The 16,447-nt window shown below is 62.6% G+C and carries 15 protein-coding genes; 8 read left to right on the top strand and 7 right to left on the bottom strand.

Features of this window, described 5'->3' with window-relative positions; translation table 11 throughout:
• From CH271_RS19065 to CH271_RS19055, 3 genes are read right to left on the bottom strand one after another with little or no spacing between them, the layout of a single operon-like run.
• Positions 1-843, bottom strand: coding sequence for an MlaE family ABC transporter permease (locus CH271_RS19065; RefSeq protein ID WP_256986468.1), 843 nt, complete (start codon positions 841-843; stop codon positions 1-3).
• A gap of 8 nt (positions 844-851) precedes the next feature.
• Positions 852-1,637, bottom strand: a complete 786-nt coding sequence (locus CH271_RS19060) for an MlaE family ABC transporter permease (RefSeq protein ID WP_094634477.1) — start codon at positions 1,635-1,637, stop codon at positions 852-854.
• Positions 1,634-3,490 (bottom strand): multicopper oxidase domain-containing protein, encoded by a 1,857-nt coding sequence (locus CH271_RS19055; RefSeq protein WP_094634622.1) that lies wholly within the window; start codon positions 3,488-3,490, stop codon positions 1,634-1,636. Before CH271_RS19055 ends, CH271_RS19060 begins: the two co-directional genes overlap by 4 nt.
• 100 nt (positions 3,491-3,590) lie before the next feature.
• Here CH271_RS19055 and CH271_RS19050 point away from each other — a divergent pair, with 100 nt between their 5' ends.
• From CH271_RS19050 to CH271_RS19040, 3 genes are all read left to right on the top strand, one after another.
• The gene (locus CH271_RS19050; RefSeq protein WP_256986453.1) at positions 3,591-4,421 is read left to right on the top strand and encodes an esterase/lipase family protein; all 831 of its coding nucleotides are present in this window, start codon (positions 3,591-3,593) and stop codon (positions 4,419-4,421) included.
• A 61-nt stretch (positions 4,422-4,482) separates the two neighbouring features.
• Positions 4,483-5,112, top strand: a complete 630-nt coding sequence (locus CH271_RS19045) for a TetR/AcrR family transcriptional regulator (RefSeq protein WP_094634620.1) — start codon at positions 4,483-4,485, stop codon at positions 5,110-5,112.
• Between the two features lie 953 nt (positions 5,113-6,065).
• Positions 6,066-6,488 (top strand): phosphate acetyltransferase, encoded by a 423-nt coding sequence (locus CH271_RS19040; protein WP_094634476.1) that lies wholly within the window; start codon positions 6,066-6,068, stop codon positions 6,486-6,488.
• A gap of 47 nt (positions 6,489-6,535) precedes the next feature.
• Here the strand turns inward: CH271_RS19040 and hydA are convergent, their stop codons facing one another.
• Genes hydA through CH271_RS19020 form a run of 4 tightly spaced genes read right to left on the bottom strand, consistent with a single transcriptional unit; the run spans position 6,536 to position 10,421 of the window.
• Complete coding sequence (hydA, locus tag CH271_RS19035; RefSeq protein ID WP_094634619.1) at positions 6,536-7,924, bottom strand: dihydropyrimidinase; 1,389 nt, start codon at positions 7,922-7,924, stop codon at positions 6,536-6,538.
• A complete protein-coding gene (locus tag CH271_RS19030) occupies positions 7,921-8,307 on the bottom strand; it encodes an allophanate hydrolase-related protein (RefSeq protein WP_037189205.1) in 387 nt (128 codons plus the stop codon). The genes hydA and CH271_RS19030 overlap by 4 nt, the downstream gene beginning before the upstream one ends.
• Positions 8,308-8,320: 13 nt before the next feature.
• Positions 8,321-9,469 carry an NAD(P)/FAD-dependent oxidoreductase gene (locus CH271_RS19025; RefSeq protein WP_094634475.1) on the bottom strand — a complete coding sequence of 383 codons (1,149 nt, stop codon included), beginning with the start codon at positions 9,467-9,469 and terminating at the stop codon, positions 8,321-8,323.
• Positions 9,459-10,421 carry a dihydrodipicolinate synthase family protein gene (locus CH271_RS19020; protein ID WP_094634474.1) on the bottom strand — a complete coding sequence of 321 codons (963 nt, stop codon included), beginning with the start codon at positions 10,419-10,421 and terminating at the stop codon, positions 9,459-9,461. The genes CH271_RS19025 and CH271_RS19020 overlap by 11 nt, the downstream gene beginning before the upstream one ends.
• Before the next feature lie 172 nt (positions 10,422-10,593).
• On the opposite strand from CH271_RS19020, the gene CH271_RS19015 reads away from it, so the two are divergent.
• The 5 genes from CH271_RS19015 (at position 10,594) to CH271_RS18995 (ending at position 16,367) form a co-directional block, all read left to right on the top strand.
• The gene (locus CH271_RS19015) at positions 10,594-11,598 is read left to right on the top strand and encodes a LacI family DNA-binding transcriptional regulator (protein WP_037189949.1); all 1,005 of its coding nucleotides are present in this window, start codon (positions 10,594-10,596) and stop codon (positions 11,596-11,598) included.
• Positions 11,599-11,826: 228 nt separating this feature from the next.
• The gene (locus CH271_RS19010) at positions 11,827-12,687 is read left to right on the top strand and encodes an ABC transporter substrate-binding protein (protein WP_037189208.1); all 861 of its coding nucleotides are present in this window, start codon (positions 11,827-11,829) and stop codon (positions 12,685-12,687) included.
• A gap of 30 nt (positions 12,688-12,717) precedes the next feature.
• Positions 12,718-13,458, top strand: a complete 741-nt coding sequence (locus CH271_RS19005; RefSeq protein WP_094634473.1) for an amino acid ABC transporter permease — start codon at positions 12,718-12,720, stop codon at positions 13,456-13,458.
• A 53-nt stretch (positions 13,459-13,511) separates the two neighbouring features.
• Entirely contained in the window at positions 13,512-14,243 is a 732-nt protein-coding gene (locus CH271_RS19000; protein WP_306437410.1) for an amino acid ABC transporter ATP-binding protein, read from the top strand.
• Between the two features lie 132 nt (positions 14,244-14,375).
• Entirely contained in the window at positions 14,376-16,367 is a 1,992-nt protein-coding gene (locus CH271_RS18995) for a TerD family protein (protein ID WP_094634471.1), read from the top strand.
• Positions 16,368-16,447: the final 80 nt, after the last annotated feature.

Here is a 16,447-nt window from a genome sequence, read left to right as displayed (position 1 = left end):
TCACCCCGCCAGGTGTACTGATCGGGAATTACCGTAGAGGGCAAGCGAAATCATCAGGGTCACCATCACGACGGTGTTGAGCGAGAGTCGGACGGCGCGACCGGTGGCCGTTCCCACTCCCGCCGGCCCACCGGTGGCCGTGTAGCCGTAGTAGGTATGGATGAGCATGACGGCAGCCGCCATGACGAAGACCTGCAGGAAGGACCACAGGACGTCCGAGGGGACGAGAAACGTCGAAAAGTAGTGGTCATAGACGCCGCCGGATTGTCCGAGAACGACGACTGTGGCTATTCGGCTGGCCAGAAACGACGTGATCAGAGATAAGGAGTACAGGGGGAGAACAGCGAGCATGCCGGCAAGCACCCGCGTTCCGACCAGATACGGCACGGATTTGATGGCCATGACCTCGAGCGCATCGATCTCCTCGCTGATGCGCATCGCACCCAATTGTGCTGTGGTGCCTGCACCGATAGTTGCCGCCAAGCCGACGCCGGCAGTGATCGGGGCCACCACGCGCACGTTGACATACGCGGCGAGAAAACCGGTGAGGGCATCGACACCGATGTTCTCCAGAGAGTCGAACCCTTGAACGGCAACGGTGGCGCCGGCAAAGAGTGTGAGAAAGCCCAGCACGACGATGCTTCCACCGACGGCAGCGAGTGCTCCCGTGCCGAGGCTGATCTCGGCAAGTACGCGCAGAGTTTCGGTTCTGTAGTCACGTGCGGCTTTTCCGGTCGATGCGATGGCGCGTCCGAAGAACAGAGCCAGCTCACCCACGGTGTCCAGTCCGCCGAGAACGCTGCGGTACCGACGACTCACTCGGACGGACACATCGAAGCCCATCACGTTCCTCACCGGTCGCTCAGTGCAAGGCCGACAGACGTCAGCGTGAGATTGACGAGAAATAGAGCAACGAAGGAGAATACGACGGTCTCGTTGACTGCCTCGCCTACGCTTCGAGGCCCTCCGACGACGGACAGACCGCGATAGCAAGCGATCAGTGCGGCCAGTAAGCCGAACAGTGCCGCTTTGATCTCGGACAGGATCAGCTCCGGGAGGCCGACGAGCAGGGTGATCCCGGATACGTAAGCACCTGGTGTGACGTCCTGAAGATACACAGAGAAGAAGAAGCCGCCGACGAGGCCGATGCTGCACACAGCTCCGTTCAACAGCGCCGCGATCATGGTGCAGGCAACGACACGAGGAACGACGAGCCGATGAATCGGGTCGATGCCCAGCACCTCCATCGCCGCCACTTCCTCACGGATGGTGCGCGATCCGAGGTCAGCGGCAATCGCCGTGGCCGCAGCACCGGCAACGACCAAGACGGTCACGAGGGGTCCGATCTGGGTCACCGCACCCAGTCCGGCCCCCGCGCCACTGAGATCGCTCGCTCCCAATTCCGAGAGCAGTGAGTTGAGAGTGAACACGACCAGAACCGTGAACGGGATCGACATCAAGATCGTGGGTAGCAGAGATACCCGGGCGATGAACCAGCTCTGATCCACGAACTCTCGCCACTGAAAGTCTCGGCGTCCCAGTGCCACCGCGGTGTCGATCGAGAGGCCGTAGAACTCGCCGACCGCCGACGTCGCCTTGGCGGTCGCGTGCGCTGCACTCCGAAGAGGCTGCGTCACTGGGTTATCCGATACTTCAGCATCATGTCGTGGTCCTCGTGGTCGAGGAGGTGGCAGTGCCACACGTAGCCCTGAAGGTCGCCCCCCGGATCCGCGGAATGGTCCATTCCATTGTGGACGTCGTGCATGGGATCTTGATGACCCGCGTGATCGCTGTTCGGCTGCGGAGCAGTGATACCGGCCGGTCGCGCGAAGGTGGCGTCGGGGTCGAAGCCGAGTTCGTCGGCCGTCGGAAAACGAACGATGATGCGAGTGACCGTACCGCCGTCCACTCGTACCGTGTCCTTCCAGCCGGCTTCCCACGGAGCGGGCGGGATCATCGGTCCGCCGAGAAAGCCCTCCGGATCAGGAGTCCATTTGATCCCGATGGCAGGCTGCGGATTCGCCACCTGGTAGTCGACTGTCCGCAGGGGAGTGCGACCCACGATCCGGAACGTGACGAGGTGGATGTGAATCGGGTGCGGATCCGGCGTGATGTTGACGATGTTCCACTGCTCGACGGTGCCGGGCCGAGGCATCTCGATGTCCGGGTCGCTGTAGCGAAGGTTGTTGAGAGACATGATGGCCGGTGGGTTACGCAACGCATAGGGCTGGCTGACGGTGACGGTGCGGATTCGCGTCGGCTGCTGGATCGGTGCTATCGGCGCGGGCCCTCGACCGCCGCGCAGCGTCTTCGGTACCCCACCGGTGAATCCACGCGCGGCACCCACCCGGAATCGACAGAACAGCGGCATCGTGACCGCGCCGATGACGGCCGCCTGGAAGGGCGGGGCCTCGTCGTTTCGGAGCTCGACCGTCTGGCCGGCGTCGTAATCGGAGAAGTCCACGAGTACGTCGTATCGCTCACCTGGAGCAACTCTGATCGACGTCACGGGCACCGGTGCATCGAGCAATCCGCCGTCGTTGCCGATGACCCAGAACTTCATGTGGTTCTCGAAGTGCAGATTCCACACGCTGTACGACGCGGCGTTGATCATCCGAAAGCGATACAGGCCTCGGGCAACGGTGAGTTCGGGCCAGATCATTCCGTTGACGAGTCCGACATCGCCGACAGCTCCACCTTCCCAGGAACCCTCGGGCACGATGCGAGTCGATCGAATGCTCAGGTGACCGTCGTCGCGAAAGATCTTCTCTTGCATGACCAGCGGCATCTCGAACTCGCCGGAAGGCAGCCCGAGAGGGTTGTCGACGCGACCGGTATCGAAGCGATCCCGTAGGAGGTACATGCCGGCCAAACCTGCATACACATTGACGCGGGTGATGGCCATCGCGTGATCGTGATACCAGAGTGTTGCCGCTTCCTGCCCGTTGGGGAAGTGGTGGACGATGCTTCCTCCGGGGAGCGTGAGCTGTTCCGGATTGCCGTCGCTCTCCGGAGGAGTCACGCCGCCGTGCAGGTGCAGCGACATCGGGGTCGCGGTGCGGAAGCTCTCGGTCACACCGTGGAGCGAGGTGTCCATGTCCTGGGCCATGGGGTGCAGGGCCATGTTGTTGGAGAATCGGAGGGTCAGCTGGTCCTCGGCGTGCGCTTCGATGATGGGCCCGAGGTAGCCGGGTTGTGCGTTCGGGCCGCAGTGATAGGCCAGGGTAGGGACCTCGGGCATGTCGGCATGGAATCTGTGCATCGCCGACACCGCGTCGACCGAGAGGTTCGATCCCGACACGGTCGGGAGTGTCGGAAGTGCATCTCGGAACGGAGTCACGTTCGGCGAGTGGAACAGCAGCGGGCTCTCGAACGCGTTGTCGACGGGCGAGGTGAATGCGCGTGAGGCGCTGACACCGCCGAGTGTCACTGCAGCGGTGCCGACACCCAGCGCTCGGAGAAGGTTGCGGCGGGTCATGTCGTGCGCCATGTGTGAGGGGACCTTTCCCGCGTCGAAGGATGTGACACGCACCATACCGCACTGTATGGTGTGGTCAATCACTTTCGATGAAACCGCTGATAGGAGGCCAATGAGGCTGCGTGAGAACGTCGGTCGAGTGGCACGGGGCGTGTGCGCGACGTCGATCACCGTTGTCGCTCTGCTGAGCTTCGGTGTTTCGGATGCTTCCGCGTCCCCCTCGACGTGCACCGCAGCCACCGTCCTGGTGCACGATCTTGCGTCCTCCGAGCGCGAATGGGACGGGTGGCTCGACGAGCTGGGCGGCCGGGGGTTGTGCGCGTTCGCGTTCACCTACGGCACCTCGGAGGCTTCGGTTCTGCTGCAGCACGCTGGGCTCCCGTTGGCAGGCCTGACAAGAATCGAGGACTCAGCAGTCGAGTTCGGTGCGTTCGTCGACTCCGTCCGCGAACGCACCGGTGCCGACCGAGTGCAGGTTCTCGCGCACGGTGCAGGCGGACTGGTGGCTCAGCAGTGGATTGCGCACTCCGGTTCGCGGGACGTTCGCGCGTTGGTGACGGTGGGGCCGCTGTGGAACGGGACCGATCTGGCCGGGCTCGGTAGTGTGGCTGCATTCAATCGGAGCATCGGAGTCTACGACTCTCTCGCCGCCCTGGAAAAGCCTCTGCTCGAACCGATCTGCGCGGCATGCGGACAGATCGTCGCCGGTTCCGGTTTCATGCACGACGCTGCTCGCGCCGGCTGGATATCGCCGGGGGTGCGGTACGTCAACGTGATCTCGCGGTACGACGGTGTGATGACCGATCCGGTGTCGGCAGCTTTGCCCGGCAGTGAGAACCTGATCGTCCAGAATCTGGACCCGAACGATCGAACGAATCACCTGCAACTGATGAACGATCCACTCGTTCGTCACGTGGCCGTTGCCGCCCTTGCCGTCGAATGACGGCTCCGGATCGTACGATCGAGGGGCGGAACGCCGCTCCGACAGCGAGGAGTTCACTCTGATGGCAGGCACACCCAGGTCGGCACCATCGCGCCGTGTACCCGCAAAGAAGGCTGCGGGTGCAAAGACCGGGACCAAGCCGGCGCGTCGCGCCACCCGCTTGTCGGTCGACGACTGGATCGACGCCTCGTTCGAGCTCATGGCCAGCGATGGAGTCTCCGGTGTGAAGATCACCAAGTTGTGTGAGCGGCTGGAGGTTACGAAAGGCAGCTTCTATTGGCATTTCGCGGACATCGACAAGCTCATGGAAGCGATCGCAGACAAGTGGTGTGACACCCAGAACGACACTGTGCGTGGATTGAAGGGGCTGGAAGCCGTCGAGGTCGAACAGCGTCTCCAGATCATGGCCGAGCTGCTGATCGACCAACGAACCTGGGCTGTGGAGTCGGCTGTTCGGGACTGGGCACGAAACTACGACAAGATAGCCGATGCGGTGCGTGAACTGGACAATCGCATCTTCGAGGTCGTCCAGCGCTCGCTGCTCGATCTCGACTTCGACCCCGACGAGGCTCGTCTTCGGGCAGGAATTCTCGTGTACTCGGGCATCGGGTTCGTTCATGCGCGAGGTAGCCTTCCCATCCCGACGGCAGACGAAGTGCACGCGATGTTCAGCTTGCTCACGCGTCACTGACGTGGAGCATCACGCTCGATGCGTGTGGGAATCGCTCGACACCACTCGGCAGTTGCGTCCCGCTCGACGTCTTGGTCGCTTGCCGTTTTTGTACTGCCAAAGACCTGGATTCGAGCACCTGACCTGGAAATGTACCCCGCGGCGCGCCTGCCCGCGGATTTAGGTAGGGGAGAGATCGCTGCGCGGAATGCCCGCAGACCGGTGCCGAGACAGAGTCGAGGTGGTTTCACTCGGGGACCAGGTCCATGTTGTGGCGGGCGCTCAACCGCAGCGAGAAGTCAATCGCATGACCGACGAGGGGCGACCTGCCGTCCCTTATTTGGTGGCGACGGGAAATACAGTGGTCCAGCATTTCGTCGGTGAGCCGCGTTGGCCCGTCGTGGATTGCAATGGTTGCCCCTGGAGTTATCGGGGTTCGAGCGTGCCGCGAGCGTGTCACTACTCGGTGCAACCGGGGGTGGATCGACGTGAACCGGTTCGGACGAAAATGCCTGTTCAGGGCCTACTCGGTGGTTCCGAGTGGGTCCATCGACATATGGTCGATCTAGCTGGGGGTCAAGTGGTAGCAGGTTCAAATCCTGTCAGCCCGACACATTGCAGGTCTAAGACGGTTTCGGAGAAATCCGGGGCCGTCTTTTTCGTCTGTATGCCGCGTGACTGTCACCACCCGGGCTGTGACGGTGAGCGGAGCCGATGTGGCCAGATGCTCTCGTGCGGCAGCGGATGCGCAGTCGACGAATGCGAGCGTGAAGACGGTCACGACTACATCGGTGGAAGTTGCAGGTGGTGCGGGCAACCGTTCGGGGAACTCCGCCTCGTCAGCGGCCCATGACATCGCCGGCAGGCATTTGGACCGTGCGGTCGGTCAGGTCGACCCCCGAGCGGTACGGGTGTCGATACTCTCCAGTCGGGTGCTGGTTCGAGAGGTCACTGCTCTAGGGCATCATGGGCCTATGAGCGATCCCGAATACCTCGCCACTTTGCTTTCTGCGATCGATGCGGAGATCGCGCGAATCTCTGCCGCCGAATCGGGCTCCGACGAACAGGCATCGGCTATCGACGACGCGGCCGATGCCGTCTTCCGGTTGCGCGAGAAGGTCAAGGCCGGCTACTCCGGCAAGAAGGCCTACTACCTCGCGGCGTCGACCGATCCGAAGGGGATCAGGGTCGAGGGCATTTCTGCCCTGCACGGCAAACGTGCCCACGAACTGGTCCGAGACGGTGGATGGATGCACGCGGACTCCAGCACCGTCCTCGACGCGCTCGATGACGATCAGATCAGTCGATATCACGCCATCGCGGGACGTGGGGTCGCGCAGACGTTTCGAGACGCACGTGAATACCTGGCGGCGGCAGTAGCTCTCGCCGACAAGTAGTCCGAAGTATCACCACGTCGAGGCAGCCGACGGTAGAAGTCCGGGCCTCACATGCTGAATGCCCCGCTGAAGTCGAGTGGCGCCGCCTCGAGGTGGCGTCCGCGGGGAGTGGCGTCGACGAGTTCGCCGTCGTGGACAACAATCTCGCCGCCTACGATCACGGTGACCGGCTTTCCTCGAAGTCGGTGTCCCTCGTAGGGGGTGTAGTCGGTCGCCATGTGCAGCGTTTCGGTGGTCACCGTCCATTCCAGTTCGGGATCCCAGATCGCGATGTCGGCGTCGGACCCCGGCATCAGTGATCCCTTGCGTGGATAGAGGCCATTGGTGCGTGCTGGATTAGCCGAGGTCAACTCCACGAATCTGCTTGCCGTTAGACCCAATCCGTCTACGTAGTGCGAGTAGATCACCGGAAGGCGCGTCTCGACTCCGGGGAGTCCGTTGGGCATGTGACGCACGTCGTGGCTGTGCACCTGCTTCTGTGCGGTGTCGTAGCAGCAATGGTCGGAACCGATGGTGGTGATGTGCCCGGTGAACAGGTGACGCCCCAGTTCCTCGACCACCTCGGCCGAGCGCAGCGGTGGGCAGCAGACGAAACGTTCGGGTTGTTCACCCGCGTAGGCCGAGTCGTCGAGGATCAGGTGGTGGGCGACCGATTCGGTGAAGGCGACGAGCCCTCGTTTGCGGGCGTCTGCGACCAATTCGACTGCAGCCGGAGTCGACTGGTGCACGAAATAGACCGGCGCATTCTGTGATTCAGCGATCGCGAGAATGGCGGCCACCGAGGCAGTCTCGGCGAGCTCCGGCCGCGTCTGCGACATGTGTGCTGCATCGACTCCGCCCGACACGGCTGCGAGGTTCTGCGCATCGGTGACGATCGCGTCCGACTCGCAATGGATGATGACCATTCCGCCGAGATCGCGAGTGGCCTGCATCGTGTTGAGGATGGTGTGTTCGTTCGCCATCGTCTCAGCGGCATAGGTGGTGAACATCTTGACCGTCCGAATGCCGGCGTCCGCCAGAGTCTTCAACTGGTCGGCGGTGGTGGCGGTCCACTCGACGACGCAGGCGTGCAGAGCTGAATCGCACAGTCCGCTCGACGCTTTCGCTCGTTGCACCTCGGCGGCGTCCAACGGCTGTTGACCGGGACGTGGGATAGCGAAGTCGATGATCGTGGTGGTGCCGCCGAACACGGCCGCCGTCGTGCACTCGAGGTACGAGTCGAGAGAGGTGAATTCACCGGAGGTGAACCCGACGTGGCAGTGCGGATCGACTCCACCCGGCATGACCAGTTTCCCGGTTGCGTCGATGACCTCCGCTGCCGCGTCGACCTCGCTCCCTGGGGTGAGCACCGCGACGACTCTGCCGTCGTCGATGAGCAGGTCTGCTGGAGCGGCCCAATGGGATTCGACGACCGTTCCGCCGCGTATGACCTTCATCGTGTGCTCGCGAGGTAGGTCAGCCATCCGCCGCGGTCACTGATGTCGGTGACGCCCGCGGCCGTCAGGTGGCTCTCGCGCATTCGCATCGACAGGGAGCCCGAGCCATCCGCCAACTCGATGACCCCGAGTTCGAGTTCACTCGGCTCTCTGGGAAGGAGCTCGTCGCGCAATACGTCGTACTCGACCTCGTACAGCTCGCCCGGTACCACGAATCCATCGGTTGCGACCGGGTGCAAACCGGGGAATTCGTCGCGCACGGAAAAGAATCGGTATTTCGGTGCGGTATCGACTTTCCCCACGAATCGCGCCTTGTGCAACGCGTCGTTCAAAGTGCCGCCGGACATCGCCTGTCCGTTGACGAACATCGTGACCAGTGCCATGCGAAGCCTTCTTTCAGTGGGTAGGGAGGTGGACGAGGCGGTCGGGGGAGAACACCGAGATATCGAGTTCTGGTTTTCTACCGTGCACCAGCTCGGTGAGGATGTGTCCCCACAACGGTGCGAAGGTGAATGAGTACGTGCCGCCTGCCACGAAGAGTCCCGGGGCTCCGGCGAGTTCGCCGATGACCGGCATTTCGTCGGGCGTGGTGACCACGGGCCCGGTCCAGGTATCGAGAAGCGTATTGCGGCCCAGCGCAGGCAGAAGTCGTCGGACCTGCTCCAGGTTTCCTGTGGTGCTGTCGGATCTGCTCGGGGCCGTCTCGCTGTCGTGGAATGCACCTGCAGGCCAACCGCCGCCGAGGACGAGGCGTCCCGTTCGATTCTGCTTGATCGACATTCCCTCCCCGACGTGCTGTACCAGCACTTCGAGTGTCCGAGGTGCGGCATCGAGCGAGTGCATCTGCAACGAGGTCGGGACGAGATCGAGCGAGACCCCTGCCAGAGCCGCGATCGGAGCCATCCACGGCCCTGCAACGTCTATCACCACGGGTGCAATCCACGTTCCACCGTTGGTAGTTACTGTCCAGACATCACCGTCGCGGGTCAATCCGGTGACCGGTGTCGACGGATGTACAGACGCTCCTTCGGCCGCGGCCTGCCGCAACAGGGCAGGACCGGCGAGGTCGGGTTCGGCGAATCCGTCCCACGGACACCAGGTTGCGGCCTGAATGCTCGGGCCGAGCAACGGTAGCGCCTGCCGAGGCTCGTCGCCGCTCAGTACCTCCGTCGGGATCCCCGCAGCTCGTTCCCATCGGTGCTTCGCGATGAGGGCGTGGACCTGCTCCTCGGTTTCGGCCACCATGAACCCGCCGCACCGGTTCAGCCCGAGACCGGGCACCGTCTCGTCCAGTGTGTTCCACAGCGTGCTCGTCGACTTCTGCAGTGGAAGCAGTTGTTCGACGTCGACGGCTGTGCCCTGCCCAGGCCTGCGCGTGTGAATGGTCTGGATGTGCAGGTTGCCTGCAGTCGTACCGGAGCCGGCGGTGTTGGGTAGGGTGCGATCGAGCACAGCAACGCGGGATCCCGCGCGGGTGAGGGCGAGAGCCGTTGCTGCACCCACGATTCCGGCTCCGATGACAACGACGTCGACCTCAGACCGCATGAACGGCTCCTACGGTCGCGTAGGCATCGTCGATACCCGATTCGACGATGACCGATTGCAGCGCGGCAAGCGTGTCGGCGTCGGTGACCGGCAGTAACGGTTCGCGCACGGTGCCTCCCGGCTGGCCGAGAAGGTTCATCACGGCCTTCAGTTGGGGGATGGGGGAGGCGTACACGCCGCTGTAGTCCGAGGCGATGAGCCGGCCCGAGAACGCGCGATAACGATCGACCCACATGCGTGCGGTCTCGGCGTCACGTGCAGCGACGGCCTCGTAGAACGGCACCGCAAAGGGCGCGCCCACCCCGCCGCCGTCGATGTTGCCGTCCCCGCCCAGTTCGAGCAGCGTGGCAAGGCCGCGTCGATGCAGGAAACTTCCGAATACACGGACGCGATCGGACACGGCCTTGACGGTGTCGAGCATGGCGAGCCAATCACCGGTGCTGTCTTTGATCGCGACGACGTTCTCCAGGTCGGCCAGTCGAGAGAACAGGTCGGGTGAGGTCCCCATGTCGACCGCAACGCCTCGTGGCCAGTTGTAGGCCATGAACGGCAACGATGTTGCGGTGCTGACGCTTCGGTAGTACTGATAGGTCTCTTCCGCCGAGGTGTGTACGTAGGGCGGAGGCGTCGCCAGTATGCCGTCCGCGCCGGCGGAAGCAGCGTGCTTCGCGAGCGCGGAGGACTGCGCAGCTGTGTACGCACTGACACCGATCACAACAGGGAAGCGGCCTGCGACTGCATCGATCGACGCTTCCGCGACGGTCTTTCGTTCGTGGTCGCTCTGGCTGAACCATTCGCCTGTGCTGCCGTTCACGAGTACACCGTGAACACCCGTCTGCGCGTAGAGATTCATCAAGTCGAAAATTGCCTCGGTGTCGACGTCACCCGACTGCGTGAACGGTGTGGGGGCAGCGGGCCAGTAACCGGACCACGCGACATCATCGCGATTCATGGGAGTGCCTTTCGGGCTCGGGACGATCGACGACGCGTCGTACCCGCATTTGTGGGATCGATTGCATAGACTGCCTTCGGGGTGGTCGAGTCGTCAAGCCGGAAACGTACTTGTAACGCGACCACGGTCGAATATGTTTGTCCGAGGCGTGAAGCAAGAGAACGGAGAACCGATGGCGGTCACCTTGATCGACGTTGCGAGCGCTGCTGGGGTTTCGCGCAGCACGGCATCACGCGCATTGAGTGGATCGTCACTGATCTCCGCGGAGACACGGGCAGCGGTCGAGGATGCGGCCCGCGTTCTCGGGTATCGGCCGAACAGGGCTGCGAGCGCGCTGCGCTCGAACAGGTCGCACTTGATCGGTCTGGTCATGAACAACCTGCTCAACGCGACCTTTCACACTGTCGCCGAGGTCGTCCAGAAGAGGGCGGCAGCCAGCGGATTTCAGGTCCTGCTCTGCATCACCGATGCCGATCCGGCGCGCGAGGACGACGTACTGGCCATGCTGGGCGAGCACGGCGTCGACGGAACCATCGTGATCGGCAGCGGTCGAAGTGCGGCGGCGTCGAATGCGCTTCTGGAGCAGGGCCGCGCGGTGGTCAACCTGATCCGTTCGGTAAAGGGGAGTTCGGCGTCGACGGTGCTGGCAGACGACGTCACGGGTGCTCGCGATGCGACAGCGCATCTGATCGAGCTCGGGCACAGTCGTATCGGCTATATCGGTGGAAACGAGGATGCGACGTCCGGACGTGAGCGCTACGAGGGTTATCGACTGGCGCTGGCCGACGCAGGTGTTCCGGTCGACGAGACGATCGTCCGGAAAGGTCCGTTCACCACGGAATTCGGTGCCGAAGCGATCAACTCGTTACTGGATGCACCCCAGGCAATGACTGCTCTGTACGCGGCCAACCACGAGGCTGTCTTCGGCATCCTGCCCACGCTCGTCGGCAGAGGTGTGTCGGTACCGGACGAGTTGTCGATGATCTGCCACGAGGACATGCCGTGGCTCGCGATGTGGCAGCCGGCAATCACAGTCGTCGACAACGGCGCGGCCCAATTGGCCAACGTGGCCATGGACCTGTTGTTCCAGCAGATCAAGGACTCACTCGAACCCGACGGGCGTACGTATCGAATCGGTGCTCGTCTGGTGGAGCGGGCGTCGTGTGCCGCACTGTGATCGACGTTCTCGGATCGCAGGAATGGGGAGCGCGATCACGTGCGAACGGTTAACAGTTGATGTACCTCGTGTCGGCAGTGTTAACCGCGTTGACGCCTCCGAATTCGTCTGCGACGCTTGATGCAATCGATCCCAAAGGATCGGCTCTTCTCGAATCACTCCGTCATCATCGCTGCCGCCCCGTCCTCGAACGTGTAGTGCTGCAGTCGATATCGAAAGGCTCGCTCAATGCGCAAGTTAACAGGACTCGCCGCTATCGCTGTTGTGGTGGCCGGCCTCACTGCCTGTAGTTCCTCGGACGATTCCGCAGCCGCGCCGACGGATTGCACACCCACGCTCGGTGCTTCGGACCTCGCCGAAGAAGGCGTACTGACGATGGCCACCAACGCGACTCTTCCGCCGATGCAGTACGTCGATCCGAACGGCGACGTGATCGGCATGCGCGTCGACCTCGGTAAGGAGATCGCCAAGCGCCTGTGTCTGACGCCGAAGTTCGTCAACATCGAGTTCGAGGCACAGATTCCCGGTGTGCAGGCCGGCCGCTGGGACATGATCGACACCGGCATGTTCTACACGCCTGCACGTGCCGAGACCATCGATCTCGTTCCGTACGAGGTGCAGGCAGTCTCGATCTCGGTGCCGTCGGGCAACCCCGAATCGATCTCCAGCGTGGACGACCTGGCGGGCAAGACCATCGGGGTCGAAGCGCCCGGATACGAATTCGACACGCTGACCGCCATGGCCGAGCAATTTGCGGCCGAAGGGAAGCCGGCGCTGACGGTGCAGACGTTCAAGACCAATGCCGATGCCTACCAGGCGCTTTCGGCGGGACAGCTCGACGGCACCTCCATCGTCGAGTCGGTCACGTCGTTCTACCAGGAAGACGGACGCTTCGAGACAGCCGTCGGTGGAATCAACGAGGCACCCCTGGCAATGGGATTCGCCAAGGGCAGCAAATCCTCCGCTGAGGTGGCGCGAGTGCTGTCGGAGATGAGGAGCGATGGATATCTGCCCGAGCTGTTCGAGCAGTACGACGTCACCGGATACGACGGCGATATTGCCGTCAGCACCGGTCCTCTCGACAGCTGATCCGACCAACGCAAGTCGAAAGGCACCCCCATGTGGTCCTGGGACGCATTTTTCTCCATCCTGACGAGCACGCAGCTGCTCGAAGGCGCGTGGGTCACGATCTGGCTCACCGTGGTCAGCATGATCCTCGGACTCGCTCTCGCAGTGGTGGTGGCCTCCGCGCGATCATCCAAGCTCGTGCCCCTGCGGATAGTCGCCGGGTTCTACGTGTGGCTGATGCGCGGCACGCCTCTACTGGTGCAGCTGGTGATCATCTACACCGGACTGCCTCAGGTCGGCATCAAACTGGGTGTGATCGAGGCGGCACTCGTGGGCCTGGTTCTCAACGAAGCCGCATACCTGTCGGAAATAGTCCGTTCCGGGTTGCTGTCGGTTCCCACCGGACAGACGGAAGCGGCACGGGCCCTGGGCATGTCACCCACGAAGGTCTTCCGCGTGGTGGTTCTTCCACAGGCGCTGCGGGTGATGATTCCTCCACTCGGCAACAGCTTCAACGGGTTGCTCAAGACCACAACTCTGGTGTCGGTCATTTCCGTACAGGAACTGCTGCGACGCACACAGTTCTTGGTGCAGGTGAATTTCCGAGTGCTGGAAGGGCTCTGCGCGGCAGCGTTGTACTTCCTGGTGCTGACGACTCTGTGGGGGTTGATTCAGAAGATGATCGAAGTACGAGTAGGGCGTGGATACGACCGCAATTACCGCCGTAAGGGCGGCCCGTCGAGTCCGAAGATCGACGACAGCGCGATGAAAGCCGAGGCCGTGAACCGATGACGAGTGCGACATCTGCGACCACGAAGACCACGACGATGGTCGAGGTCAGGAATATGACGAAGGCCTACAACGATCTCGTCGTTCTCGACGACATCGATTTCACGGTGGACAAGGGGGAAGTGGTCCTGCTCCTCGGGCCGTCGGGAAGTGGAAAGAGCACCTTGCTACGCACGCTCAACTGTCTCGAAACGATCGAATCCGGGACCGTCCGAGTATGCGGCGAGATGATGGGCTTCTCGGAAGGGGCCAAGCGAACGCCGCTGTCGGAGGCGCAGATCGCCAAGCAGCGGCACCACACAGGAATGGTGTTCCAGAGCTTCAACCTGTTTCCCATGATGACGGCGCTGGACAACGTCGCATCGGGTCCACGTCATGTCCTAGGCACGCAGAAGGACAAGGCGCGCAGGCAAGCTCAGGAACTTCTCGACCTCGTCGGCCTTGCGGACAAGGGGGAGAACTACCCATCGCAACTGTCCGGTGGACAGCAGCAACGCGTGGCGATCGCCCGAGCGTTGGCGATGAAGCCCGAAGTGATGCTGTTCGACGAGCCCACGTCTGCCCTCGATCCCGAGATGGTCAACGAGGTACTCGACGTCATGCTTCGACTGCGCGGCGAGGGCATGACGATGGTGGTGGTCAGCCACGAAATGGGCTTCGCGAAAGCGGCCGCAGACAGGGTCGTCTTCATGAGCGACGGGAAGATCGTGGAAGAGGCACCTCCCGGCGAGTTCTTCGACCGTCCCAAAAACGCTCGTACACAACAATTCTTGAGTCGCATTCTCTGACAGGCGCAAGGGGGACCAACCAGGCGTGCCGTAGGTCGAATGAATGAATGTCGAGCGAGGACGACTCACATTGCCACGCGGTGCATAGGGTGAGCAGTCGGAGTCCGTTTTGTCCGACAGGAGCGTGTCAGCGTGAGTTCACCCATTCTCGTCAAAGGACAGAACATTTCCCTGCCGGGCGGGGTGACCGAGCTGGATGTCATCGTGTCCTGGGTCGACCCGGAACGAAATCTGGATGCGTCTGCGCTGCTGGTGAATTCGAGCGGGCGCGTTCGGTCCGATGCAGACTTCGTCTTCTACAATCAGCCGGAGTCCGAGGACGCGACCGTACGCTACCGCGGGAGCAGTAGCACCGACGAAGGCAAGCAGGAACGAGTGTCGATTCATCTCGATTCTCTCGCAGCCGAAATCGACAAGGTGGTCATCGCGGGGAGCTCCGACGATGTTCCGTTGGGTGACTTCGGGAAACTGTCGATGCAGGTGCGGGATCAAACCGGTTCGGTGCTCGGGGAATTCCTCACCGCCGATGCGTCGTCGGAACGTGCGTTGGTGTTCGGGGAGGTGTACCGGCGGAACGGCGCGTGGAAACTGCGCGCGGTCGGGCAGGGCTGGGAATCCGGATTGGGTGGTTTGGCGCAGGACTTCGGCGTCGACGTCGACGACAGCGAGCCCGAAGCGTCGGCGAACGACGTCGTCGTGGTCGAGGTCGCCGACTCCCACGTGCAGGCCGTCGACACGACCGGTGAGATCGTCGACGTCTCGGTTGTCGATGTCGAACCGCCGAAACGTGGCGTTCGCACCAAGAAACCCATTGCCAAGAAGGTCACGCCGCCTCGGTTCACCCTGGCCGGGGGAGAAGGGTGGCAGACGGCTCGCCTGTTCTCCGTCTCCGGTGTCGGCTCCGGTGAGGAGCAGGAGAAGAGGGCCACCTCGGCTCTGATCGCGACGATGCAGGCGGTTCGTCCGTTCGCTCGCGCAATCTGCGCACATGCCGGAGCTCCATCCGGGCCCTTCGAGGGCTACCTCGAAGTGCAGTTCGCCAAGGGCGAGGGCAAGGTCATCCCCGACGGTGTGTTCCGAGTATCGCGCGCGGGCCAAGTGTGGACCGCGTTGCTGGAAGTGAAGACCGGCACCGGCAAGTTGCAGAAAGAGCAGCTCGAGAATTACCTCGACGTCGCGAGACGGCACAGGTACGAGACCGTTCTGAGTTTGTCCAACGACATACCTGCCTCCGCCGGTGAGCTCCCCGTCCAGGTGAACAAGACCAAACTGAACAAGGTAGCGCTGCGGCATATCTCATGGTCCGAGGTCATTCACGAAGCCCGGATGTTGTTGTCACACGGCGACCTTGCCGATTCACTGCAGGTCTGGATTCTGAGCGAATTCGTCCGGTATCTGACGCACCCGAAGTCCGGCGCGACGGAGTTCGTCGACATGGGTCGCCACTGGGTGGCAGTTCGTGACTCCGTCACCGCCGGAACCCTCCGTTCGAGTGATGTCAAAGCCATGTCGGTGGCGAACACCTGGGCGTCGCTGTCGAGGCATCTGGCGTTACGGATGACTGCCGATCTCGGCGTTCCGGTGAAGCACCACCTCCCGAGGAAATTCGGTGGAGATCCCCAGGCGCGCAACGAGTACATCGTCGAACAGCTCGTCGCCTCCGGGTGCCTCTCGGCCACGTTGCGCATCCCGGATGCCGCCGGAGATGTCACTGTCGAAGCGGATATGCGTACCAACAAGATTCAGTGCAGAACCGCTATCGACGCGCCGACCGACGGCACCGCGCTCCGGCGAGCATCATGGCTGCTCAAACAACTGAAGAACGCTCCAGCCGACATCCTGGTCGAAGCCGTGTTCGCAGACGCAGGCGAAATATCGTGCGAGAACCTGGCGACCGTGCGCGCGGATGCCAAATCGTTGACCGCAGGCCGGAGCAGCGAGTTGCAGTACTTCACGTTGACGTCACCGACGAAGATGGGCAGCAAGCGCTCGGGATCCGCGGCCGGTTTCATCGGTAGCGTGACCGACGGTCTCGACGCGTTCTACCGGGACGTCGTGCAACCTCTGAAGCCATGGGTGCCGTCGGCCCCGGAGGCACCCTCTGTCGGCAGCACGGACGACTGACCCATCGGTCGTGCGATCTGCCCATGGAACTGTCCGCGTCCGATCCTGGCGTGGAAGCCGACAACGAGGAACTGCTCGAC

It is taken from the genome of Rhodococcus sp. 05-340-2 (assembly GCF_002258915.1).
Taxonomy (GTDB): Bacteria; Actinomycetota; Actinomycetes; order Mycobacteriales; family Mycobacteriaceae; genus Rhodococcoides.
Note: the sequence above shows the minus strand (reverse complement) of the source record. Positions and strands in the feature narration are given on the sequence as shown.

Coding starts and splice junctions, on each gene's coding strand:
- CH271_RS19045 (WP_094634620.1), top strand. CDS start 4,483: ATGGCAGGCACACCCAGGTCGGCACCATCGCGCCGTGTACCCGCAAAG.
- CH271_RS19025 (WP_094634475.1), bottom strand. CDS start 9,469: ATGCGGTCTGAGGTCGACGTCGTTGTCATCGGAGCCGGAATCGTGGGT.
- CH271_RS19050 (WP_256986453.1), top strand. CDS start 3,591: ATGAGGCTGCGTGAGAACGTCGGTCGAGTGGCACGGGGCGTGTGCGCG.
- hydA (WP_094634619.1), bottom strand. CDS start 7,924: ATGAAGGTCATACGCGGCGGAACGGTCGTCGAATCCCATTGGGCCGCT.
- CH271_RS19000 (WP_306437410.1), top strand. CDS start 13,512: ATGACGAAGGCCTACAACGATCTCGTCGTTCTCGACGACATCGATTTC.
- CH271_RS19010 (WP_037189208.1), top strand. CDS start 11,827: ATGCGCAAGTTAACAGGACTCGCCGCTATCGCTGTTGTGGTGGCCGGC.
- CH271_RS19015 (WP_037189949.1), top strand. CDS start 10,594: ATGGCGGTCACCTTGATCGACGTTGCGAGCGCTGCTGGGGTTTCGCGC.
- CH271_RS19040 (WP_094634476.1), top strand. CDS start 6,066: ATGAGCGATCCCGAATACCTCGCCACTTTGCTTTCTGCGATCGATGCG.
- CH271_RS19030 (WP_037189205.1), bottom strand. CDS start 8,307: ATGGCACTGGTCACGATGTTCGTCAACGGACAGGCGATGTCCGGCGGC.
- CH271_RS19005 (WP_094634473.1), top strand. CDS start 12,718: ATGTGGTCCTGGGACGCATTTTTCTCCATCCTGACGAGCACGCAGCTG.
- CH271_RS19065 (WP_256986468.1), bottom strand. CDS start 843: ATGGGCTTCGATGTGTCCGTCCGAGTGAGTCGTCGGTACCGCAGCGTT.
- CH271_RS19020 (WP_094634474.1), bottom strand. CDS start 10,421: ATGAATCGCGATGATGTCGCGTGGTCCGGTTACTGGCCCGCTGCCCCC.
- CH271_RS19055 (WP_094634622.1), bottom strand. CDS start 3,490: ATGGCGCACGACATGACCCGCCGCAACCTTCTCCGAGCGCTGGGTGTC.